This is a genomic window from Shewanella mangrovisoli (genome assembly GCF_019457635.1).
In the GTDB taxonomy this organism is placed as follows: domain Bacteria; phylum Pseudomonadota; class Gammaproteobacteria; order Enterobacterales; family Shewanellaceae; genus Shewanella; species Shewanella mangrovisoli.
The window spans coordinates 2,751,007-2,772,515 of record NZ_CP080412.1 but is presented as its reverse complement, the minus strand read 5'-3'; the positions used below and the strand labels follow the sequence as shown (position 1 = coordinate 2,772,515).

Sequence of the window (21,509 nt, the reverse complement as noted above, 5' to 3'; positions counted from 1 at the left end):
ATTAGATATTATTATGACTATTCAAATAGGCATTTGCCGTTCATTTTTTAATCGCGTTTTTCCATATCGTATAAAACGCTCTACGGCATATGTACCGCGAGCTTGTCGTTTTAAGGCAATGTGAATATGGCTACTTTTACTTTGGATTATGGGCTTGGCTGGTTAGAGGATTTAAGAGATGAGGGAGAAATATATCTCGATATAGATATATCTCCCGTGTCAGTCCAATCTAAAAATGCTAAACGAAAAGAAGAATTAGTGGACACTATAAGATCTGCATTTAGTCATCTTAATTATTTTTTGTCTGGTGATGTTTCGTTTCACTTGACGTGGCAGTTAAACGAACAAACAAGATTAGAAACATCTAGTTCTTCAGACCTAGATAATATTCTTAAACCATTAATTGATAGTTGTTGTGGTATCGACGGTGTGCTGATTGATGATAATCAACTAGATGACGTACATGTCCAATGGGTGAATTATTATGATAATGCGAATAGCAAAATTACTCTAACATTAAAGTTTAACCCAAACGAAACGATACCTAAAGCAGGGTTGGTTTTTGTAGAAATTGATAATGACCTTTACTTGCCAATTACTAAGCATGTTAATATAACAGACCGAGTAGATGCATATAATCATTTGCAAACACAATACTTAACTAGAAAGTCTGCAATTGAAATGGAAGGCTACTTAAGGGCAACAAGAAGAAAAAATAAAATGCAAAGGGTATTCCATAAAGGACGTTTGAGCGAATACACGATGCTTAAAATGAAGGATTACATAGAATAGTTCTATAATAAAATGTATAAATAGTGCAGAATAATCGAGTTATCACTAATATATCTTTATGCAGTTTTTAGATTGGAAATATGAATGATATATACTTACATCGTAGTTGATTATAAGGGTATTTGATTAGTTAAAATGAGCTGATAAATAGGCGTTTTTCAAATAAGGCTATAAAAATTCTATTCATAGATAATATAGGAATTAAATTTATTTATAGCAGTACAGAATACCAAAACACTTTACCGATAACTTTAACTTGTTTGACTTGGTCAGCATCGAGACGTTCATCTGGATATTCGTCTATATTATAACTGCGGAGGCGTAAGCCGCCACCAGGGAGTTTATAGAGCATTTTGACGCGCATCATACCATCGTGATTAATTGCATACATTTTACCGTCGGTGATCTCGGTGGCAGTTGTATCAATACCAACCGTAGAACCGTGAGGTAATACTGGCTCCATACTGTTGCCATTGACTTTTACGCATGCAGCATGCTCACTGTTAACACCTTGGCGCTTAAGGCTACTTTTGGCAAAGCGGAGCTTGGGGCCTTTATACTCAACACCTTCTGCAATGCCTTCACCTGCTGACAATTCGATGTCAACATAAAACGGGATTTCAATTTCATCATCACCGAGCGGACTATCGTTGTCCCACAGGTCAAAACCACCTGCCCATTCAGCATTCGTTTCAGGTTTCAGTGTGACTTGTCCATTTAGAAGCCAGCTCAGATCGCATTTCAAGGATTTCGCAAGTGCAAATAAATTTGCGCCTTTTGGAGCTGTCTCATCTTTTTCCCACTGAGTTACTGCAACAGCAGACACCCCAACTAAAGCGCCAAGTGCTTTTTGGGTGATACCTAAATCTTTACGCTTTTCGCGTATGCGTTGACCGAGTGTTTTCATGTAAGTGATCTTATCTTTTGTTGACATAAGTTTCCTTTCTTTTTATTGTGTAAGAAAACTTACCTATTTGTGTGGAGATCAACTAATGACAAAAGATGATGCAGTCAAATTTTATGGTTCCCAAACCAAGCTAGCTCAGGTTTTGAAGATCAAACCTTCCGCAATTAGTCAATGGGGGGCAGATGTTCCCGAACTCCGCGCTTATCAAATTGAGCGCCTAACCCAAGGCGCACTCAAGGTTAACCCCGTTATTGTGTTAGATAACCCAAAGCCGTCGAGTGCGGCTTAGGTTCACTTTAGGCTTAAGGAGGGAAGGGAGCATGAAAACCAGTTCACATAAACGCGATAGCCGTTTGAGTTTGTTAATGAGGACCATCCATCGGGTGCTTGAGCTGCCCAAGATGAGCCGCTTTAACTTGGCAATGGATTTTGTGGAGGCAGTTGAGCGCCTTGGGCTTACTGAGGTGTTGGCCGCCGAGGGCATTAGCTTTGCGCGCACTGATGATGTGCATAACAACGCGCGGGTAAATGCGCAAAAGCTGTTCCGTTGGCTTGGGCAATATGAGGGGCAGCATCCGCAGGTTGATCGCTTGTTCCATATTGAGCAGGCATTAGTGGCGGCGTTGCCTGAGCATTTGCGGGTGCAGTATCTCAACGATGTGTTTGGCTGCACTGGGGTAACCGTGATTGCCGACCGTATGAGTGATGGCCATGTGTTGCATGTTGCCGATATGGCGGCGCAACTGACTAAAGAGAACGCCGAGGCGCAAATTGCGGTGATTCATTTGGTGGCTAACCCAAGTAAAGACGAAGTTCTGCTGGCTTATAAAGAACTTAAAGAGTCGGCTGCGACCACGCAGGGCAGTATGGCGGCACTTGAGTTGGCGTATCCGTTTTTGGTGGGCAAGCGGGCAACCGATTTACCCAAGTGTACCTTACGCCAAAGCGAGAAGTTGGCCGAAGGCAGTAACGAATAAGCCTGTTGAAGTTTGGCGACTAAGCACGGGCTTAATATCGATAGAGAGCACTTATTGAACGGTGACGGAGGGTTTATGGAAGACACCGAAGAATGGGTAATAAAAATATCGGGCGAACGGTATTTTTTCACCCGAATGGTAAACAACGCCGCGGTTGAGCGTTATGCGCCTGTGTCGCAAGCGATGGCTGGTATTTATGCCGCGGCTATTGTGCAAGGTTTTCAACCACCACGTTGTTTGCACTATCGCGATAAACCAGCTGGCGCTGTTGTGCTTGGCGCAGCGGTGGGCGTTAGCGGGAATGTGCAAGCCTGTTGAAGTTTGGCGACTAAGCGCGGGCTTAATATCTATAGGGAGGGAGGGGTTATGTCAGCAAATCAAATTGATGGTAACTGTTTGGATGATTTAGATCCTGTTGTTCGAAATCAAATTGCCATTTTGCGTTGTAAGGCGGCCTGTTTGAAGTCACAGGCCGAGGTTTCGGGTTGTGAGTCTACACGCGCGCTTCTTTTGGCAAGATCCAATTGTGCATTTCTTGAGTCAGTAAGAATCGAAGGTCTTGCTCGGTCATCGCTCGAACATCGCTTGGCTTCCAGCAAAATTTTAAGCAGATATACAGGTGTACAGCGTCAATGCCTGACACTCCTTTATATTTTTCGCGCTCGGCCAGTTCGTCACCAAATACGTCTAGTGAATACGCTTGTTTGCCAAGCTCTGCGTGAAGCCTTTGGGTTTGTTCGTACTGTTCTTTTGTTCGGTGGGCGTTAGTCATGGCAGTTCCTTTGCTATGTGAGTTGTTGAAATAAGAAAGCCCGCTGAAGTTTGGCGACTAAGCGCGGGCTTAATACCTATAGAGAGGCGATTACATGTTACGTATACATGGGTATTTCGTCAATTTTGTGCTGGCCGTCGTTCAGTTGGGCGGTGTGCTATGAGCATGGAATTGATGGTTAAGGCGATGAAGGCCAAGGTGGGTAATCCGCTGCGTAAGCTGGTGTTGATTAAGCTGGCTGATAATGCGAATGACCAAGGCGAGTGCTGGCCGAGTTATCAGCACATTGCAGAGCAGTGTGAAATTGGCAAAAGCACGGTACGAAAGCACATTGCGGAACTGGCCGAAGCTGGGTTGCTGACGATTGAGTCGCGCAAGGGCCCAAAGGGTAATCAATCCAATATTTACACGCTAACCCTATGCCAGCAGGTAGCACCCCCTGTGCTACCAGATAGCATAGGTATGCCACCAGATAGCACACCCCCTGTGCCACCAGATAGCACCGGAATCAGTCACTCTTTTGAACCAGTCAATGAATCTTTAAAAGAGTCTTGTCCTGCGAGTTGTTCTAAGTCGGTTTTCAATGCGTTTTTTAAAGCGTATCCGCTCCATCGAAAGGGCGGGACGGATGCGGCTGCGTGGAAGGCGTGGAAGTCGGAAAAGTTAACCGATGACGATTGTGTGTTGGCGGTAACGTGGCTGAAAAACGCTATGGCGGTTGACCCGAGTTGGGGCTTTGCGGCTGAGGGTAAGTTTGTGCTTGGTATCACCAAGTTTATCCGCGAACGCCATTGGTTAACGCCGTTGCCGAGGGCGGTGGCGGCTTCGGGGCAAGATTGGTCTAGCAGTGTGTTTAACCCTGAGGACCCGCTGATATGAAATCTATTCAATCGATTATTCGTGAAAAACCTTTGGTGGTTGGTTCGGCGGGTTTCCAATCTGTAACGCCTTCGGCGATGGATATGGCGATTGTGGATAGCGTGTTCAGCAAGCTTAGGGTGTTGTTTCCGGTGGGGGCGCCACGGCTTGAAGATGAGCCGATGCATAAGGCCGAGTGGCTTAAAACCTTGGCAGTGCAGGGGATACGTAGCCGTGAGCAGGTGCAGCTAGGCATTAACCGCGCTCGGCGTGAGCAGGGGGATCGCCAGTTTTGGCCGACACCGCGCCAGTTTGCGCTTTGGTGCCAACCGACGGCCTGTGATTTGGGTTTACCCTCACTTGATGCGGCTTACGCCGAGGCTAAGCGCCATTATCACCGAGCTGATCGCCATGAGTGGAGCCATGATGTTGTGCGGTTGGCAACGCGTGAAACGGGCAGTTGGTTGTTTGCGACGGGGATGGAGGTGGATGTGCGCGCCACTTTTGAGCGCAATTACAAGGTGCTTTGTCGGCGGTTTGCGAGTGGTGAGTCGTTTGAGGGGGAGATCCCCAAGGCTTTACCTGCTGCGGTGAGTGTACCGGTGAGGGCGGATGAGGCGAAGTCGATTATTTCTAATCTGCGTAAGCATTTGGGACTTAAGGGGGCGAATGATGAACAGTAATTCTAACCACTCGGCTAAGCCGCAGACTCGGCCGTTAACGCAGCGTGAGCGTTTGGCGAAGATTATCACTGGTTCGCGTTATTGGACGCTGTTTGAGATCCAACAGGAGTGTTTAACCCGCTTTGGCTCGTTGGATAGCGAAACGGCGTTAAGTGCGCGGTTTAGGGATATGCCGCTGGATAAGCGCTGTAAGCGTATTCGCCATGGCACTAAAAACACCTTTGAATATCGGTTGGAGGCGTAGGCGATGGCGAGTTCTCTGTCGGATAAAGCGCCAGCTGCGAGCGGGGTTGAGGTGGGCAAGCTGAATGATGCGGCGCTGCGCCGTTGGCTGCGTGGTGGAGTGACGCGGGACTTTAGGGACCCGCAGTATCCTGAATTGCGTTTACGGGCGACGGCTGATCGTAAAAAGGCCTCGGTGTTTTTGGTGCTGAATGAGGGCGGCAAGACGGTTTGGCAAAAGCAAGGCGTGTGGCCAAGCATGTGCATTAGGACGTTTGTGGCCGATTTGCCAGTGATGTTGGCTAAACGCAGTGCGGGGGCGGAGGTGTTGCGCGGTGAGTTTGCGACTGTGGTTGATCTGCTTAAGTGGTTTTTGGGCCATATCGAGGGTAATCGCTCGTTTAGCCCGAGTTGGCGGGCGAACTGTAAGTCGATTGTGAGTAAGCATTTGCTGGGGATGTTTGTTGATTTGCCGCTTGCAGAGCTTACTTTTGTGGCGGTTGATTCGCGCTTGGTTAAGCCGATGTTGGCCGAGGGCTATTCGACTAACTATATCAAGTGCGCGGTGAAGGTGTTTAAGCGGGCGATGAGTGCGGCGGCTGATTTGCGGTTGGTTGAGGGTAATGCGTTGGCGGGGTATCGGGTGGAAATGAGTTTGAAGATGGCGCCAACGGTTGGTACGCAGTTGATGGAGTCGGACTTAGGGCCGTTGTTTACTGCGCTGCGTGATGCGATTTGGCCTGTGGCGATGTTGTTTATGTTGATGCTGATGTTTGGTACCCGCATTAACGAGACTCGCTTGGCACGTTGGGAACACTTTGCGGGGGATTGGTGGTTAATTCCTGCATCGAATGCGAAGAACCGTCAAGAGCATAGGTTGCCATTAACGCCGACGGCTAAGGCGTTGTTGACGCATTACTTGCAGTGGCAGGTTAAGCATGTGGGTAAGCGGGCGTTTTTGTTCCCGGGTGATGAGGGGGCGATTAGCATTCGTACTGCGCAGTATTGGAGTGAACAAATTCGCTTTAAGGCGTTTACTTCTCACGCGCTTAGAAAGCTTTGCCGCACCATTATTGCGGATATGGGTGTTGATACGATGGTCGGCGAGCGGCTGCTTAATCATGCCTTGCCTGTGCTTTTGCGTACCTATGTTCACTCGACCTTGGATAAGGGCATGTTGAGTGCACTTGATGCTTATCATGCTCATTTAATTTTGCGCGGTTTTAACGAGGTTGCGCCCGAGATAATCCCTAGATCGTCGGTAAAGAGTCAGAACACGCAAACCCAGATGGCTAGCGGGTGGCTGTGATGATCGTTGCATCAACCCCTAAGGAGTATGCAATGGCACAAATTGAGGTGATTTTATGAGCAATCGCGCAGCAATAATTCTAAAAACGGGCAGGGCGATTAGGGGGATGAGTCAGGACGAGGTGGCCGAGATTTACGGAATTAGCCGGCGCACTTATCAACGTTGGGAGTGTGGCAGTAGCAATGTGCCGAGCAATCACTTGCTGAGTATTTTGGATGATGTTTTTCATTTATCGATTGAGCAGATCACGGAGGTAGCGAATGAAGCAGTCTAATGTAAGGGTGACTTTGCCAGGTGATATCCGTGATGACTTAATCAACTTAAAGGCTTTGCGGGCAGGCCTGAGTACCTGGGGGCGCTATTGGGCATTCCAAGAACTCGGCCGCAACTTTGGTGGCCGCAGTGCTTGCGATAAGTTGGGCGAGCCGTTAACTCGAGGTGGCTCGGTGGTGCAGGAGTTGAATGTGCCTAAGCATGTGGCCCAGTTCGACCGGATGATTGAGCGCCTCTCTCCAAACTGCAGACGCGCTATTCGTACCCATTACGTGTGCAAAGGCCAATGGGCCTTGATGGGGTTCGATAGTAAGAAGTCGTATGTGTACTGGCTTAGAAGGGCAGAGATGGGGTTGGTAGGTAAAGTATAATTTGCTCGTGAGTTTCCCTAATTAATTTCTACATTTTTACTAAGGTATTGCTATATTTACAATTGGTTATACATATTTTTAACTTTTGTGAGATTTTGGGTAGCAATCTTTAGGGGAATAAATTTATGAAATGGATTTTGATACTAACAACAGGATTTTTTCTGTCACTTACTCATGAAGTCTCTGCTGGAGACGTCTTTCATTGGGTAGATGAAAAGGGGGTCAAACACTTTACAGAAACACCCCCTCCTGACTCTTGTAAGACTACGTCATGTATTGAAATTCGACAGTTGTATTTTAGTGAAAATCAGATTGTTATTGATGAGCACCATGACCGCCTAAGAAAAGAAAGAGAGGAAGAAGAAAAGGTAAAAACTGAAAGAGAGAAGCTGAAGAAAATTGATGAAGAAATTATGGCAAAATATAATTCACCAGAAAATGTCGCTAGGAGAGAACTTAATTGGACTCATCTACTTGAAGGAACGTATGCCTGTTTTAGACTTCAAGATAGAGAAACGCTTGGACCTAGCGTGCTTTTGGGCTTGGGATATGATGCTTTTCAGCAAAATTTAATGTTAACAGAAAAATGTGTAAAGCTTGGGCATAATATTCGATATAAAGTTTTAAATCTAATTGATGTATATGTAAAAGTTCAGGTGATTGAAAAAGGAGAAATTATTGAACTATGGGTAACCACGAGTGATGTCCCTTCTGGGCAACTAGATTTTTTAAGGTGATTTTTGATACGGAATGTTAATTGTTGTCAGGGTCCTTCCGGCCGCCTTCACTGCGGGGGCGGTGACTCGCAGTGCTTCACTACATACGAAAATTTTCGGGGGTTGAGTTGTTGTTTTATCGACTCCTTAGAACACCATTCCAATATCCGCTATCAGATATAAACTAACTTGTTGATATTTTGGCTTAAATTGATTTTAATACGGAGTCTGTTATTAACAGATTTACAGGGATCTTATAGATCAACTTTGATCTTATGAGTGTAGTAGCACTAACAATTTGAGCTTTGGGTATGGACAAAAACTTATTAAGCGGAGCATTTACGTATCAAACAATAGGTGCCATCATTGCTTTAATGACTGTTTTAATTACTTTTTTTAGGTATTTGTCAGATTTTCATTTTGAAAAAAATAAATTTCGGCATAAGAACCTTGAGATAGTTCAAGCTACGTTGAGCTCTAATTCAAATAAAGCAAGTTTAAAACAGCGGTACTTAACTGAGCAGGTTTTTAGCTTAATCTATCGATTTAATTTTTCGTATGATGAGATCAGCGTCCTACTTCGATATACGAATCCCAGCAAAGCTTTTGATTTATTTGTCAAAGGGGCTCCGTATCTCAAGTTGTCTAATAATATGAAATCTATTGTATTTAATGGAAGTTATTGGCAGTTTAAATTGTGGAGATTTAAGTTTTACCCAAGAGACCTCTTGCATATTAGCAGTTACTTTATTTTTGGATTTATTGGTACCTATACCTTTGCTCCTGCAATGTTAGTTTTTGATAGTGGTAAGTGGTTTGTTGTACCTGAAATTTTTGCTTTTTTAGGGATACATGGAATTTTTATTTTTACCATCAGTGTGGTGTTTGGGGGAGCCCTTTGGGCTTTGGCGTTTAAAGCTATCCGATCTGTTGGAAAAATAAGCGATGCATTCGAACTTATAGAAATTGGTAAGTAGTTGATAAACATGCAGCAAATCATTTTTAACATTTATGACTCATGTCAAAAAATGAAACCTAAAGTTCGGTCAGACTAATCCATTGAAATATTTATTTTTTAGAGCTTTAACATAAAAGTGAGGAACCATGCTGAAAATTACAAAGTTGATTCTTAGCTCTATCTGGGTGCTTGTAATGGTATTTTCTTTGAGCAACTGTGCTACGCCAGAAGTACATACTGATGTTGCTCTCGTTAGTTACGATAGTGATACCAAATATGGTGTTGAAGACCGTTCAGACGGATTCCAGATTACTGTGTACTATTCCCGTTATCAGTTTATCCCTGAAAGTGATGCCGTTGCTACCGCTTGTAAAAGCCAACTAACCGCAATTGCTTGGGAGTATTCAGATAAGCAAGGCAAAGAAATAGAACCGATTAACGAACAAAGAATTCGTATATCGATGGGACGTAATGGCTTTAGTGGCATTACATCCTGTAGAGCAGATGTCATTACAAAGTGGAAATCACTTAAGTGATAAGTAAATCGAAAAAATCCCTGTGATTAATTTTTCACATATCACACCTTTACAAAATTGTCAGCGCCACTTATGACGCTTTTTGCGTCAACTTTGACGCTTTCAAGCCCCTTAAAATCGAGTAGATTTATATACGCTTGCTAAAGCTTCGTTTACTAAGTCGCACTCTCTCTAGCTCAAAGGCTCCCTTGTGGAGCCTTTTTTTATGGTTCCCGTAGGAGTATTGCCCATGTCATTAAAGCAAAAGCTCATGGCACTTGGGCTGTCCTCCGCTGTTGCATTGGCAGGGGCGAATTTAATTGCCCCAGCCGAATCGCCAAACGGTGAGCCGATTCTGCACACCTACCTTGATCCGGTGAAAATCCTCACCGCTTGCTTTGGGCACACAGGCCCCGAGCTTGAACTCAACCAGTTTTTTAGCGAACAACAATGCATTGAAATGTTCGCCGAGGACTTAGGCAAAGCCGATCACCAGCTGCGCCGCCTCACGTATCCGGTGCAGTTAACCGAAGGTGAGCACGCGGCTTATCTCAGCCTCATTTACAACTTCGGTGCGGGTAACTTTCAATCATCCACCTTGCTAAAGCTGTTAAAGCGTGGCGAACGGGTGGCGGCTTGTCGCCAACTCACCGAGGCCTGCGGCAAGCATGGCTGCAATGGTTTCGTTTATGCCAATAACGTCAAATTGCCTGGTTTAGAAGTACGGCGCCGAAAAGAACAGGCGATATGCCTTAAGGATCTCTATGTTCCAAAAACTCATTAACGCCACCGGCACCTTGCACTTGTACATTATCGGCGCGTTGATAATGGTGATTGCATTACTCGGTATCAGTCTCACCGCCACCAAAACCGACCTAGCCCTAAAAAATGCACAGCTAGAGTCTGCCGCTATCAACCAGCGAATGCTGCAGGATGACCTAACGACCGTCACCGATGAGCTGCAAGCGCAGGCCAAAGAACGTGACCGACTCGCTAAGGATTACGCCTTTGCCTTAGCACTCAACCAACAAGCCGCCAAAGCCAAGGCCGAGATTGAAAGCCAGCTTGCAGATCAGCGCGACGCCATTAAAAAACTAAGGACCTCAGCCAATGAACAAACTCGTAGTTGGGCTAATACTCCTGTGCCTGATGATGTTCAGCGGCTGCTCAAACACGCCGCCTATTGTGCGCACCGTAATCACCAAACAGACCCTGTATGTACTGCCCCCGAAATCGTTAATCAGCCAGTGCTTACCCGCCGAATGTGACCTTTTACACAACAATGTCGCAAACGCCGACCTAGCAGATTGCCTAACGCAACAGCTAGCAGTGATCAAAAAATGCGATACCGATTGGCAAATCTTCGAAAAATGGCGAACGGAAAAAGAGCATGAGCAATCCCTACATCAATGATGTGACCACGCAAAAATCGCTGACATTTAGCGCTTATGTGTCGTCGCTCATGAGCACACTTGGAGGTGCGTTGACGTTGAATGATATCGCCATTTTGCTCGGGATCTTCTTCGCGCTCATCACCTTGCTCGCCAACATGTTTTATCAGGAGTTGCGCCGCCGCCGTGAACAACGTCAAGCCGACAAAGACGAGCAACGCGCCCAAGAATTACACAGTGCTGAAATGCAACTTAAAGCAGCACAGTTAAAACAGGTAGAACAACGCAATGACCCGCATTCAACCCCAAGAGACAACGCCTGTACTACTGAATAAAACCGACCTGTGCAAAAGCCTCGGTATCAGTACCCAAGCGTTTGATAAATGGGATGTGCCAGTTCACAGCAAAAAGGGCCGTGAGTGTTTGTACACCATGGCCGATGTCGTCGCCAATCGCGTTGCCAACGAGCGTAAAAAACACCTCAGTAAACCTGATGAGGACGATCCAGAAAAGCCAGATCTCGACTATGAGCGCTGGCGCTTAACCAAGGCGCAAGCCGACGGCCAAGAAATAAAAAACGAAAAAGAGCGCAAAGAGGTGGTCGAGGTCGGCTTTTGTGTCTTTGTGCTTAATCGTATCGCCGCGCAAATCGCCCCAGTGCTGGATCAAACCCACATTCGGATGAAGCGCAAATATCCCGACATTCCAGAACGCTATATCGATGCATTTAGAGCGGAGATGATTAAAAGCCAAAACACCGTTGCCGAGCTCGCAGCGGGTATCGAGGACCTACTAGATGAGTATATCGGCAGCCCAGATTAAAAATCTGAAAGCTGCCGTTGCCGCTGGGCTACGCGGATTTTATCGCCCGCCCATGCTCACTTGCTCAGAGTACGCCGACGAGCATTTTTATATGTCGTCGGAGTCCTCTTATACCGAGGGCAAGTGGGAGAGCTTACCGTTTCAAATCGGCATTCTTAATGCCATGGGTAACGACCAAATCAGCGTGCTCAACTTAATGAAGTCGGCGCGGGTCGGTTACACCAAAATGCTGATGGCCAATGCCGCCTATAAGGTCGAGCATAAAAAGCGCAACGTGCTCATCTACCAGCCGCGTGATGCGCAAGCCAAAACCTTTATGAAAAAGCACGTTGAAACAGCGATCCGTGATATCCCCGTTTGGCGAGCGCTTGCCCCGTGGATGGGCCGCAAACATAAAGACAGCACGCTTGAAGATAAAATCTTCACCAACGGTAAAACGCTGATGGTGCGCGGTGGTACCGCCGCGGCGAACTACCGCGAAATCTCCACCGACGATGTGATCTACGACGAGCTAGCGGGCTTTGATGAATCCATCGAGCACGAAGGTAACGCCACCTCATTAGGTGATACCCGTATCGAGCTGTCGATGTTCCCCAAATCAATCAGGGGATCAACGCCTAAGGTGCTCGGCACATGCCAAATGGAAAAGGCCTGCAGCGAATCACCTCACTTTTTTAAATTCAATTTGCCTTGCCCGCACTGCGGCGAGCTGCAATCGCTTAAATGGGGCGGGCCAGAAGAAGCATTCGGCATTAAGTGGCGCAAGAATGAGAAGGGCGAGCACGACCCAAGCACCGCTTACTATCTGTGTGAGCACTGCGGTTGCTGCATTGAAAACAACCAGCTCGATGATATGGAGTTGCACTCTCGCGCAATCTGGATTTGCGAAAACACCGGCATTCGCACCCCAGACTTTATTGATTTTTACGATGCCGAAGGCAACGACATCACCACGCCGCCCAATATCTCAATCCATATCTGGTCGGCGTATAACTCGCTTAACAGCTGGGCCAAACTGGTCACTGAGTTTTTAAAGGCCAAAGGCGATAAAGAAAAGCTGCAAACCTTCGTCAACACCAAGCTGGGCTTACCGTGGGATAACGACACAGGCGAGCGCGTTGAATGGGAAGATTTAAAACGCCGCCGCGAAATGTACCCCAAAGGCTGTGTGCCTGATTGGGTGGTGTATCTCACCTGCGGTATCGACACCCAAGACAACCGTTATGAGGGCCGTGTGTGGGGCTGGGGTGCAGGTAAAGAGGCTGCGCTTATCGACCGCTTTATTCTGCACGGCGATCCCGCTGACCAAGTGCTAAAAGACAAAGTCGCCGAGCGTATCGCCAAAAGCTACAGCCGCGCCGATGGGGTGATCCTCAATATCGGCGTCACCTGTTGGGACTCAGGCGGTCACTACACCGACGATGTTTACAGCATGAGTAAAAAGCTTGGCGTCATGCGGGTAATCCCCGTTAAAGGCGCCAACGTTTACGGTAAGCCGATCGCTAACTTCCCGCGTAAGCGCACGGCCAAGGGCGTGTACTTAACCGAAGTCGGTACCGACAACGCCAAAGAGTTAATCATGGCCATGCTGCGCATCGACCCCGATGTGGATGTGCGTAAGCCTGGTGCAATTCACTTCCCGTTGAATGAATCCGTGTGTGACGACATTGAGCTGCAACAGCTCACTGCCGAACGCAAACTGCCTAAGCGGGTGGATGGTCGCATTGTATACCGCTGGGATGCGGGTAATCGCCGTAACGAGGCGCTGGACTGTTTTGTCTACGCCTTGGCCGCGTTGTATATCGCGCTCGAAAAATTCGGCATCAATCTCGACAAGTTGTCGCACGTTAAACCCATCACAACCACAAATAGCGAGCAAACCGCCGCAGAACCTAAACCCGTAGCCAAGCCAAAGGCAAGCGCCAATAGCTGGCTAAACGGTGGCGGCGGAGGTGCAAGTGGCGGCTGGCTTTAACCAACAGGAACACACAGGTAACGCCATGAGCAAACAACAATGCCAACAGATGATCGATGCGTATCTCGCAGCCGAGCTTGATGTACTTGAGGGTAAATCAACAACCATCAACGGCAAATTAATGACCACCGAAGATCTTGGCGAAATCCGCAAAGGCCGCATGGAGTGGGAACGCCGCTTAGCTTCCTACAGCCGCCCACAAGGCGGGGTTAAATTCGCAAGCTTTAACTAACGTCAGCCATAAGGATTTTCCATGAGCATTATCAACGATGCGCTGGCGATATTTTCCCCTGCGTGGGCGCTAAAGCGTGAAGCGGCGGCCATGAGCTATCGTGGCCTTAAAGGTTATGACGCTGCAAACCCAAGCCGCACTCACCGCGCCAAAAAAGAAAGCCGTGGCGCCAACCAAGCGGTATTTGCTGCGGGTAAAAGCCTGCGCGAGCAAGCACGCTGGCTGGATGAAAACCACGACTTAAGCATTGGTATCTTAGACCGCTTTGAAGAACGGGTGATCGGTGCTCAAGGGATTGTGGTTGAGCCGCAGCCGCGCAGCATGAGCGGCGAGATCTTGGACGAACTCGCCAATGATATTCAGCGCCGTTTTGCCACTTGGTCGCTTAAGTGTGATGTAACAGGCCGCTTTAGCCGCCCAGAGCTTGAGCGCTTAGTGCTCCGTAGCGCGCTGCGGGATGGTGATGTATTTGGGCAACATGTCATGGGGCGCGTTAGTAAGTTTGGTCACCCAAACGAGCAGGGCACCCAATACAGCATCGAAGCGCTTGAGGCCGACTTTATCCCCTACGAGTTAAACGAACCCGCAAAGCGAGTACGCCAAGGGTTTGAGGTCAATGCGTGGGGGCAGGTGATTAATTATCACGTATTGCTTGATCACCCAGCCGATCAAATTGGCTTTCGACACAAAACCAAAGCGGTACCTGCATCGAGCATGATGCACCTCGGTTTATTTAAACGCCTGCACCAGCTGCGCGGCGTATCGATATTCCACGGCATTTTAACCCGCTTAGCCGACATTAAAGACTATGAAGAATCCGAGCGTGTAGCCGCACGGATTGCCGCTGCGCTGGCGTTTTATATCAAGCGTGGTGATGGTCAGAGTTATGTTCCTGATCAAAGTAATGAATCAAGTAATCGCGAAATCCCCATCGCACCAGGCATGACCTTCGATGATCTCAAGCCCGGTGAAGATGTCGGGATGATTGAGAGCAATCGCCCCAACGTTCACATGGTGGAGTTTCGCAACGGCCAAATGAAAGCCGTTGCATCGGGGAGCCGCAGTAGTTACTCGAGTATTGCCCGCGATTACAACGGCAGTTACTCAAGCCAGCGCCAAGAGTTAGTTGAGCAAGACGAACCAAACCGCATTATGCAGCAATGGTTTTGTGCCGGTTGGTCGCGGCCAGTGTTTCGCAACTTCTTAAAAATGGAAATGCTCAACAAGCAAGACCCATTAGTGCTACCGCCCGATCTCGACCCGCGCACCTTGTTCGATGCAGTGTACTACGGCCCCACCATGCCGTGGATTGACCCCCGCAAAGAGGCCGAAGGTTGGGAAATGATGATAGCCGCCAACGTGGCCACCGAGGCCGATTGGACCCGTGCCCGAGGCCGCAACCCAACCGAAGTGAAGCGCCAGCGTAAACGTGAGGTGGAATACAACCGTGAAAACCACATGGTGACCGCCAACGACCCCGACCCATCGCTAGGAGATCCAAATAGTGAAAAAGACCCCAATAGCAGTAGTGGTAGCAACGCTAAGCGCAATGCTGCCAAACGGAACGCTGATCGCGCCCGCCGCAACGCTGAGCCAGATCAGTAACAGTTCACAACCAAGCCAAAGCTGGTACAGCCTCAAGGCACAAAACGGCAACGCCGAGCTAATGATTTATGACGAGATTGGCGGCTGGGGCATTAGTGCTCAACAGTTCGCCCGTGATCTAAAAGCCCTTGGCAAAGTCGGTACCATCACCGCCCGTATTCATTCGCCTGGTGGTGATGTGTTCGAAGGCATGGCGATTTATAACATGATCAAAGGCCACCCAGCGCACAAGGTCTGTTACATCGACGGCCTAGCCGCGTCAATGGCCAGTGTGATCGCCATGGCGTTTGATGAAATCATCATGCCTGAAAACGCCATGATGATGGTGCATAAGCCTTGGGGGGGCACCTTGGGCGATGCCGATGATATGCGCAAATACGCCGATTTACTCGACAAAGTCGAAGGTAACTTAGTCGGTGCTTATCAACAAAAAACAGGCTTACCCGAAGATGAGCTTCACGCCCTATTAGCTGCTGAAACATGGCTAACAGGGCGTGAAGCCGTTGAAAAAGGTTTTGCCAACACCCTAACCGATGCGCTGCAAATGGCGGCATCACTTAGTTCTAAACGACTTAAGGATTTCACGAAAATGCCTGAGAACTTAAAAAAGCTGTTTGCACCTCGTGGCAACACCACTGTGCCAGCACCACAACCTGCACCTGCGCCAAATGCTCAGGTTCCCGCACCAGTAAACCAACCCGCGCCCACGCCATTGAATCAATTCGTGCAGCCTGATCCTGCAGCGATTCAAGCGGCTGCGATTGCGTTTAATACCGCGCGTATTAATGGCATTAACACTGCGTTTGCGGCATTCCCGCAACTGGCCGAGTTAAAAAATCAGTGTATTGCTGACGCGTCCATTGATGCCGATAAAGCCAAAGATATGATCTTGGCTAAGCTGGGTGAAAACACCACGCCAGCGGCGACCCAGCCAAATAGGGTGATTATTCACTCAGGCAACGGCAATATCGTCGGTGACTCGATTCGCGCCCAGTTAATGGCGCGTTCAGGCCATGCTAAAGCCGAAGCAGACAACGGCTATGCAAGCTATAACTTGCGCGAATTGGCGCGAGCCTCACTTGCTGATCGCGGCATTGGCACTGCTGGTATGAACGTGATGCAAATGGTTGGTCTAGCATTTACACATTCAAGCTCTGACTTTGGCAACATCCTTTTAGATGTAGCTAACAAATCGGTATTAAAAGGCTGGATGGGGCAGGTTGAATCCTTTGAGCGCATTGCCAAGAAGGGCCAGTTAAGCGACTTCAAAATTTCCCATCGCGTTGGCCTGAATGATTTCAGCGCGTTAGAAAAGGTTGAAGAAGGTGCTGAATACAAATACGGCACCATTGGCGACCGTGGTGAAAAAATCATGCTGGCAACTTACGGTAAGATTTTCACCTTAACCCGTCAGGCGATCATCAACGACGACATGAGTATGTTGATGGGTATCCCTGAGGCAATGGGTAAAGCGGCAAAACGCACCGTTGGCAACCTGTTCTGGGCGGTCATCACTGGCAACGTCAAGATGAGTGATAACAAAGCGTTATTCCATGCTGACCACAACAACTTAGGTGCGGGTGCGCCATCGGTAGCCGCCATTAGCGCTCTATCCGAGTTAATGGAATCACAAACGTTAGGCGAAGAAGCGCTGAATATTCAGTCTGCATTTTTATTATGCCCGCCTAACCTGCGCCGTGAGTTTATCCAAATCATCAAATCTAGCTCAGTAAAAGGTTCTGATGTTAATGCCGGTGTTGCTAACCCAATTCAAGATATGGTGGAAGTGATCTCCGAACCACGCTTGAAGGCCAATAGCGATAAGGCTTGGTACTTATCAGCTGCTCAGGGTGAGGACACTATCGAGGTGGCTTACCTCGATGGTATAGACACGCCTTACATCGAGCAAATGGACGGTTTCACCTCTGACGGCGTAGCTACTAAAGTCCGTATCGATGCGGGTGTTGCACCGTTAGATTACCGTGGTTTGGCGAAATCAACCGGCGTGTAATTGCGCGAGTTAACTCACACTCGCCGCCAGCTAACCACTGGCGGCTTTTTGTTATCTGCATGATTTCTTTAATCAGCTTAGGAACTCCATATGAAAAATCGTATGCAAGATGGCACGACCATCAGCTTTACACCTGCCGCGGCCGTTGCCAGTGGTGAAGCCGTGTTACTCGGTACTTTGCTAGTTGTCGCACTTGTTGCGATCGCCGCAAATACCTCTGGTACTGGCCTGACTGAAGGCGTTTTTGAACTACCTAAAAAGTCCACCGATGTGGTCGCGTTGGGCGTTGATCTGTATTGGGATGATACAGCTAAAGAACTGACCACCACGGCCACCGACAATACCAAAGTCGGTAAGGCTTGGGCTGCGGCGGCAAGCAATACTGAAACGGTTTGGGTAAAGATCAATGCCTAACGTGGGCAAAAACTTTGCCGACCGTGTGAACGGTAAAATGGCACGGGTGTTTAAGCGTTTGGCTGACCCGTGCCAATTTACCCCAGTGGATGGAACTGAGCCATTTACTCGTTTGGTGAGCTTAGATGATAACGGCGCCGAAATTGCTGCCTCAGCCAATGAGTATGTCCCCGAGCTCATCAGCCGCGCCGAGTTCTTACTAAGCGAAGGTGCGGTAAATGCCGGTGATATATTTACCTTAGGCACTGTTGACGAAAATGGGGGATTTATCCCTAACGGCCAACAAGGCCGACTCACTCAGCGGGTAAGCATGGATAGCGTTTGCGTGGCGTTTATCTATATCAGCTTGGATAGCGATTAGGTGGCCTATGTCCAAGGCAAATTTCCAGCGCATCCGTATTGAAGGCATGGAGGCGGTAACAAAGGAACTGAACCGCATCCGTGCCACCCAAGCACCAGCCATTAACCGTGCCATTGATGACACGGTTAAGTTTGGACAAAAGGCGGCGGTAGATGCCATCTTTAACCGCTATGGCTTTAAATCCCGCAGTTACATTGAGCAACACCTCTCAGTAAGTGTGGATCCGCGCAACTTAAAAGGGGTGATCACCGCCCGTTATCGCGCCAGCACCTTAACCCGCTTTGCCAGACCATTAACCCGCACAGGCAAGAACGGCCGTTCAAGAACCGACGGCCATATGATTAGTGCGCTGCGTAATCAGCCAACCTGGTTTAAAGGCACTTTTACCGTGATTGGTAAAAACGGCAATCAAATCATGTTTGAGCGCCAAAAAGGCGATAACAGTTGGCGCAAGCTTAAGGGGCAAAAATCCATGTACGGCCCATCAGTGGCAGGCAGTTTCCGCAAAATCCGCGACGATATTGAGCCGCCGATTATTGCGTATCTGCGAAATAAATACGGCCAGTATAGCGGCACTTAGCCTCGAAATCGTAAGGACTCCCCATGATCCAAACAATTATCGACCGTTTAAAAACGGTTGAAGGCGCGACCGTGCGCGAAGGCTTTTACGCCCAAGGTGTGGCTAAGGATAAACAATTTATCTTTTTGCAGCCGTTTTCCGACGATTTTAAAGCAATAAACGGGATCAATTCATATCGTGATGATCTGATGCTGCAAGTAGTCGCTGGTATTACTGTTGATAAAGCCACCACGCCAACAGCTGATCTGGTTAACCTCGTTCGTGCCATTCGCACTGTGTTTTACAAAAATGAACGCACAGTTGAAAAGCTCAGCTGGTTGCCCTCGGTGATCAGCTTTAAAGAGTTTGAACCTTGCAAGTACATCATGCCAGAAGCCCATGAAAAACACGCCTTAGCGGTACTCACCTTATCCCTTGTTACTACTGTTAAATTTGGAGACTCACTATGAGTGAAATCGTAACCGAAAGTTATATCGGGTCAGCGATCGTTTATATCGATGGCCGTGATAGTGGAAACGTCAGCGGCGTAAAGCTTGCGATTGAGCAAGAAACCAAGTCCTTACCCAACTACCGTGGCGGTGGTGGTTATGCCGACGAAGTCACGCTGATTAAAGCGGTAAAATTAAGCGCCACTTTTTACGACTTTAACAACGAAAACTTAGCCTTAGCTCTGCGTGGTAAAATTGATGTGCTAACCTCAGCCGTGGTTGCCGATGAGGTGATTGTCGCAGTGCTCGACGGCCTCGCGCAAACCGCAAAAATGATCGATACCACCACACCGCCAATAGTAAAAAATCAGGCAGGTGATACTACCTATGTGCTTGATGAAGATTACGTAGTTAGCGCCGCAGGTATCCGCGCCTTATCGACAGGTGACATTACCGCAGGCCAACAACTCACCGTGAGTTATACCAGCCAAGCGGGCAATGCATTACAGGCATTAACCGAGTCAGGCAAAACAGTTAGCGTAGTGATTGACGGTATTAACGACTCTACAGGTAAACGTTGGATGTTGAAGTTTTATAAATGGAAGCCTACGCCAACATCAGGTTTAGATCTGGTCGGCACTGACTACGGCAGCTTCGATATTGAAGGTGCGGTATTGGCTGATAGCTCTATTGTTGCGACGGGTAAGTCTAAGTTCTTCGTCCGTAGCGCCGCTTAAGTTAGCTAATAAAAAGCCACCCTCGCTTAACAAGGGTGGCTCATTGTAAATTTATTAACCTTTTATCGACTTTAGAGCTTCTAAACTGCTGAAGATAGCTTTCAAATCACTACCTAGGAAGAATGTAGCCATCGCAGCCGCAACGAGGATGGCCGTGGTAGCAATTAAAATTTTGTTATTAATTTTTTTTACTTCATTCTTTATTTCAGTAACATCATTGTTACTGGTATTGATTTTTTCAGTCAATGCAGCATTAGATGCAATTAGCTTGGTTAGCTCCTGCAAAACCCATTGGTTATGAGTATGCGAGTTCGCACCACCTTGTATACTACTGTGGCCATCAGGTTGATGTGGTGGAAGTTGTGGACCTGAGGGTCTATTTTTCCCCATAAATTATAGGCCTCTTAACTTTAACCATTGCCACACATCACTTTCTTGGAACCCCCAATAGCCAGTAAATGCCGAAACGAGGTATCCATAGTAAGGTGCCACGTTATTAGGTTCGTTTAGATCTAAAACTGAACATGCCTGCTGTGGCGTGACAGAATCTTTGTCTTCAAATAGCCAAGCTGTATCTGACAGTTGGATGTAATTTCCTTGGCCATATTTAGACGCTAATAACCGGTTCATCTTCTCGGATGCTTCAGATTCAGCAGAATTTATCGTGAGCAGGAAAACAGACATTTATGACTCCGCATTACACAAGAAAGAACGAAAATAACGAAAAAATGTGAAGTAGTATTATAAATATAATAATGACTACATTCTGGCACGAAGTACCACTTACAAACAAGATAAACTTGTTTATCTCAAGTAGTTAGCCCACAGAATATGTGGGCTAATGGACACAAATACAACACTCAACTTTGCTAAATTTTAAGTTAACTTAGCGATTTGGCGACCAATCAGCGCGATTTGGGCGATTTGCCCACCTGCGGCTTGTTGGATTTCGATTAACTGCTCAAGTGATAAAAACCGCGGTTCGCGAATATAGTTAACCAACTTTTCGCGCTTGGTGACAAAGTGGTCATCATCCAGTTCCATTGCTGATATCACTTTTCCGCCTTCCCATGTGTAGAGAATACGACTGCGATGAAACGGATCTTTAGTGCGGCTTAATCTGGCTTGGGCTTCGTTAAAGGCATTAATAAAGTTGATCTTCAATTGTGCGGCTTTTGCACCTGTAAAACCCATCACCAAAAACATAAAACCGTCTTTGGTCATTTGGTAAGTGCGTAAATCGCGTGAACTTGTTCCAACCTGTTGATTTTGCACGTTAGCCGAAAAGTTGGCTGACGTGAAATCAGTAGGCGCATCTAGTTTTATAGATTCAATTTTTTCCAGTACATGAGAATGACGTTTGCCAAAGTAATCGGCAACGATTTGTGAATTAGTAATAGTTTGTTGGCCGTTGATAAAGACCAGTTGTGCAGGGTGGTGGGCAGTCGCTTGCATATTCATGGTGACACTCCTGTTATCGTGAGTAATCATCACCAGTCGGTTCCAATCTAGTGGTGATGAGCTGAGCAAGGTTGGAACTACCGCTAACAGGAAGCGGCCCGCCAAATGGCGGCCTCACCCAGCTCACCATAGAAGTGGT

The 21,509-nt window shown here is 47.5% G+C and carries 32 protein-coding genes; 27 read left to right on the top strand and 5 right to left on the bottom strand.

Features of this window, described 5'->3' with window-relative positions:
* Nucleotides 1-126: 126 nt before the first annotated feature.
* The gene (locus tag K0H60_RS12170; protein WP_220055895.1) at nt 127-792 is read left to right on the top strand and encodes a RusA family crossover junction endodeoxyribonuclease; all 666 of its coding nucleotides are present in this window, start codon (nt 127-129) and stop codon (nt 790-792) included.
* 211 nt (nt 793-1,003) lie between these two features.
* Here K0H60_RS12170 and K0H60_RS12165 read toward each other — a convergent pair whose 3' ends face one another.
* On the bottom strand, nt 1,004-1,726 hold the full coding sequence (locus K0H60_RS12165; RefSeq protein ID WP_258405739.1) for a helix-turn-helix transcriptional regulator: 723 nt from the start codon (nt 1,724-1,726) through the stop codon (nt 1,004-1,006).
* Nucleotides 1,727-1,784: 58 nt separating this feature from the next.
* On the opposite strand from K0H60_RS12165, the gene K0H60_RS12160 reads away from it, so the two are divergent.
* From K0H60_RS12160 to K0H60_RS12150, 3 genes are all read left to right on the top strand, one after another.
* The gene (locus K0H60_RS12160) at nt 1,785-1,988 is read left to right on the top strand and encodes a Cro/CI family transcriptional regulator (RefSeq protein ID WP_220055894.1); all 204 of its coding nucleotides are present in this window, start codon (nt 1,785-1,787) and stop codon (nt 1,986-1,988) included.
* Nucleotides 1,989-2,019: 31 nt separating this feature from the next.
* The gene (locus K0H60_RS12155; protein ID WP_220055893.1) at nt 2,020-2,676 is read left to right on the top strand and encodes a toxin YdaT family protein; all 657 of its coding nucleotides are present in this window, start codon (nt 2,020-2,022) and stop codon (nt 2,674-2,676) included.
* A gap of 75 nt (nt 2,677-2,751) precedes the next feature.
* Nucleotides 2,752-2,994 (top strand): hypothetical protein, encoded by a 243-nt coding sequence (locus K0H60_RS12150; RefSeq protein WP_220055892.1) that lies wholly within the window; start codon nt 2,752-2,754, stop codon nt 2,992-2,994.
* A 175-nt stretch (nt 2,995-3,169) separates the two neighbouring features.
* Here the strand turns inward: K0H60_RS12150 and K0H60_RS12145 are convergent, their stop codons facing one another.
* Nucleotides 3,170-3,448 carry a hypothetical protein gene (locus K0H60_RS12145; protein WP_220055891.1) on the bottom strand — a complete coding sequence of 93 codons (279 nt, stop codon included), beginning with the start codon at nt 3,446-3,448 and terminating at the stop codon, nt 3,170-3,172.
* Nucleotides 3,449-3,607: 159 nt separating this feature from the next.
* Between K0H60_RS12145 and K0H60_RS12140 the strand changes: the two genes are divergently transcribed.
* From K0H60_RS12140 to K0H60_RS12035, 23 genes are all read left to right on the top strand, one after another.
* The gene (locus K0H60_RS12140; protein ID WP_220055890.1) at nt 3,608-4,327 is read left to right on the top strand and encodes a helix-turn-helix domain-containing protein; all 720 of its coding nucleotides are present in this window, start codon (nt 3,608-3,610) and stop codon (nt 4,325-4,327) included.
* The gene (locus tag K0H60_RS12135) at nt 4,324-4,989 is read left to right on the top strand and encodes a replication protein P (protein ID WP_220055889.1); all 666 of its coding nucleotides are present in this window, start codon (nt 4,324-4,326) and stop codon (nt 4,987-4,989) included. Before K0H60_RS12140 ends, K0H60_RS12135 begins: the two co-directional genes overlap by 4 nt.
* On the top strand, nt 4,976-5,233 hold the full coding sequence (locus K0H60_RS12130) for a hypothetical protein (RefSeq protein ID WP_258405738.1): 258 nt from the start codon (nt 4,976-4,978) through the stop codon (nt 5,231-5,233). The genes K0H60_RS12135 and K0H60_RS12130 overlap by 14 nt, the downstream gene beginning before the upstream one ends.
* A 3-nt stretch (nt 5,234-5,236) precedes the next feature.
* A complete protein-coding gene (locus K0H60_RS12125; RefSeq protein ID WP_220055888.1) occupies nt 5,237-6,520 on the top strand; it encodes a tyrosine-type recombinase/integrase in 1,284 nt (427 codons plus the stop codon).
* Between the two features lie 55 nt (nt 6,521-6,575).
* Nucleotides 6,576-6,794 (top strand): helix-turn-helix transcriptional regulator, encoded by a 219-nt coding sequence (locus K0H60_RS12120; RefSeq protein WP_025007761.1) that lies wholly within the window; start codon nt 6,576-6,578, stop codon nt 6,792-6,794.
* Nucleotides 6,781-7,164: a hypothetical protein gene (locus tag K0H60_RS12115; RefSeq protein ID WP_220055887.1), complete on the top strand. Its 384-nt coding sequence runs from the start codon at nt 6,781-6,783 to the stop codon at nt 7,162-7,164. Before K0H60_RS12120 ends, K0H60_RS12115 begins: the two co-directional genes overlap by 14 nt.
* A 125-nt stretch (nt 7,165-7,289) precedes the next feature.
* Nucleotides 7,290-7,901 (top strand): DUF4124 domain-containing protein, encoded by a 612-nt coding sequence (locus K0H60_RS12110; protein ID WP_220055886.1) that lies wholly within the window; start codon nt 7,290-7,292, stop codon nt 7,899-7,901.
* Between the two features lie 290 nt (nt 7,902-8,191).
* On the top strand, nt 8,192-8,857 hold the full coding sequence (locus tag K0H60_RS12105) for a hypothetical protein (RefSeq protein ID WP_220055885.1): 666 nt from the start codon (nt 8,192-8,194) through the stop codon (nt 8,855-8,857).
* 127 nt (nt 8,858-8,984) lie between these two features.
* Nucleotides 8,985-9,374 (top strand): hypothetical protein, encoded by a 390-nt coding sequence (locus K0H60_RS12100; protein WP_220055884.1) that lies wholly within the window; start codon nt 8,985-8,987, stop codon nt 9,372-9,374.
* A 229-nt stretch (nt 9,375-9,603) separates the two neighbouring features.
* A complete protein-coding gene (locus K0H60_RS12095; RefSeq protein ID WP_220055883.1) occupies nt 9,604-10,137 on the top strand; it encodes a lysozyme in 534 nt (177 codons plus the stop codon).
* Nucleotides 10,118-10,621 (top strand): hypothetical protein, encoded by a 504-nt coding sequence (locus K0H60_RS20575; RefSeq protein ID WP_258405737.1) that lies wholly within the window; start codon nt 10,118-10,120, stop codon nt 10,619-10,621. The genes K0H60_RS12095 and K0H60_RS20575 overlap by 20 nt, the downstream gene beginning before the upstream one ends.
* Nucleotides 10,503-10,766 (top strand): Rz1-like lysis system protein LysC, encoded by a 264-nt coding sequence (locus K0H60_RS20640; RefSeq protein ID WP_350354844.1) that lies wholly within the window; start codon nt 10,503-10,505, stop codon nt 10,764-10,766. The genes K0H60_RS20575 and K0H60_RS20640 overlap by 119 nt, the downstream gene beginning before the upstream one ends.
* Complete coding sequence (locus K0H60_RS12085) at nt 10,744-11,079, top strand: HP1 family phage holin (protein ID WP_220055881.1); 336 nt, start codon at nt 10,744-10,746, stop codon at nt 11,077-11,079. Before K0H60_RS20640 ends, K0H60_RS12085 begins: the two co-directional genes overlap by 23 nt.
* Complete coding sequence (locus K0H60_RS12080) at nt 11,033-11,566, top strand: terminase small subunit (protein WP_220055880.1); 534 nt, start codon at nt 11,033-11,035, stop codon at nt 11,564-11,566. The genes K0H60_RS12085 and K0H60_RS12080 overlap by 47 nt, the downstream gene beginning before the upstream one ends.
* Nucleotides 11,541-13,541 carry a phage terminase large subunit family protein gene (locus K0H60_RS12075; protein ID WP_220055879.1) on the top strand — a complete coding sequence of 667 codons (2,001 nt, stop codon included), beginning with the start codon at nt 11,541-11,543 and terminating at the stop codon, nt 13,539-13,541. Before K0H60_RS12080 ends, K0H60_RS12075 begins: the two co-directional genes overlap by 26 nt.
* A gap of 25 nt (nt 13,542-13,566) precedes the next feature.
* Nucleotides 13,567-13,773 (top strand): DUF6148 family protein, encoded by a 207-nt coding sequence (locus K0H60_RS12070; protein ID WP_220058156.1) that lies wholly within the window; start codon nt 13,567-13,569, stop codon nt 13,771-13,773.
* A 21-nt stretch (nt 13,774-13,794) separates the two neighbouring features.
* The gene (locus K0H60_RS12065) at nt 13,795-15,378 is read left to right on the top strand and encodes a phage portal protein (RefSeq protein WP_220055878.1); all 1,584 of its coding nucleotides are present in this window, start codon (nt 13,795-13,797) and stop codon (nt 15,376-15,378) included.
* Complete coding sequence (locus tag K0H60_RS12060) at nt 15,278-17,389, top strand: ClpP-like prohead protease/major capsid protein fusion protein (protein ID WP_258405735.1); 2,112 nt, start codon at nt 15,278-15,280, stop codon at nt 17,387-17,389. Before K0H60_RS12065 ends, K0H60_RS12060 begins: the two co-directional genes overlap by 101 nt.
* Nucleotides 17,390-17,479: 90 nt before the next feature.
* Nucleotides 17,480-17,803, top strand: coding sequence for a DUF2190 family protein (locus K0H60_RS12055; RefSeq protein WP_220055877.1), 324 nt, complete (start codon nt 17,480-17,482; stop codon nt 17,801-17,803).
* On the top strand, nt 17,796-18,164 hold the full coding sequence (locus K0H60_RS12050) for a hypothetical protein (RefSeq protein ID WP_220055876.1): 369 nt from the start codon (nt 17,796-17,798) through the stop codon (nt 18,162-18,164). Before K0H60_RS12055 ends, K0H60_RS12050 begins: the two co-directional genes overlap by 8 nt.
* Nucleotides 18,165-18,171: 7 nt before the next feature.
* The gene (locus K0H60_RS12045; RefSeq protein WP_220055875.1) at nt 18,172-18,744 is read left to right on the top strand and encodes a phage tail protein; all 573 of its coding nucleotides are present in this window, start codon (nt 18,172-18,174) and stop codon (nt 18,742-18,744) included.
* Between the two features lie 23 nt (nt 18,745-18,767).
* Nucleotides 18,768-19,193 carry a hypothetical protein gene (locus tag K0H60_RS12040; protein ID WP_220055874.1) on the top strand — a complete coding sequence of 142 codons (426 nt, stop codon included), beginning with the start codon at nt 18,768-18,770 and terminating at the stop codon, nt 19,191-19,193.
* Nucleotides 19,190-19,909: a phage tail tube protein gene (locus K0H60_RS12035; RefSeq protein ID WP_220055873.1), complete on the top strand. Its 720-nt coding sequence runs from the start codon at nt 19,190-19,192 to the stop codon at nt 19,907-19,909. The genes K0H60_RS12040 and K0H60_RS12035 overlap by 4 nt, the downstream gene beginning before the upstream one ends.
* A gap of 54 nt (nt 19,910-19,963) precedes the next feature.
* Here K0H60_RS12035 and K0H60_RS12030 read toward each other — a convergent pair whose 3' ends face one another.
* The 3 genes from K0H60_RS12030 to K0H60_RS12020 all read right to left on the bottom strand — a co-directional run bounded on the left by K0H60_RS12030 (nt 19,964) and on the right by K0H60_RS12020 (nt 21,370).
* Nucleotides 19,964-20,299, bottom strand: coding sequence for a hypothetical protein (locus K0H60_RS12030; protein WP_220055872.1), 336 nt, complete (start codon nt 20,297-20,299; stop codon nt 19,964-19,966).
* Nucleotides 20,300-20,302: 3 nt separating this feature from the next.
* Nucleotides 20,303-20,593 carry a hypothetical protein gene (locus K0H60_RS12025; protein ID WP_220055871.1) on the bottom strand — a complete coding sequence of 97 codons (291 nt, stop codon included), beginning with the start codon at nt 20,591-20,593 and terminating at the stop codon, nt 20,303-20,305.
* Between the two features lie 192 nt (nt 20,594-20,785).
* Complete coding sequence (locus K0H60_RS12020) at nt 20,786-21,370, bottom strand: Rha family transcriptional regulator (protein WP_220055870.1); 585 nt, start codon at nt 21,368-21,370, stop codon at nt 20,786-20,788.
* Nucleotides 21,371-21,509 lie beyond the last annotated feature (139 nt).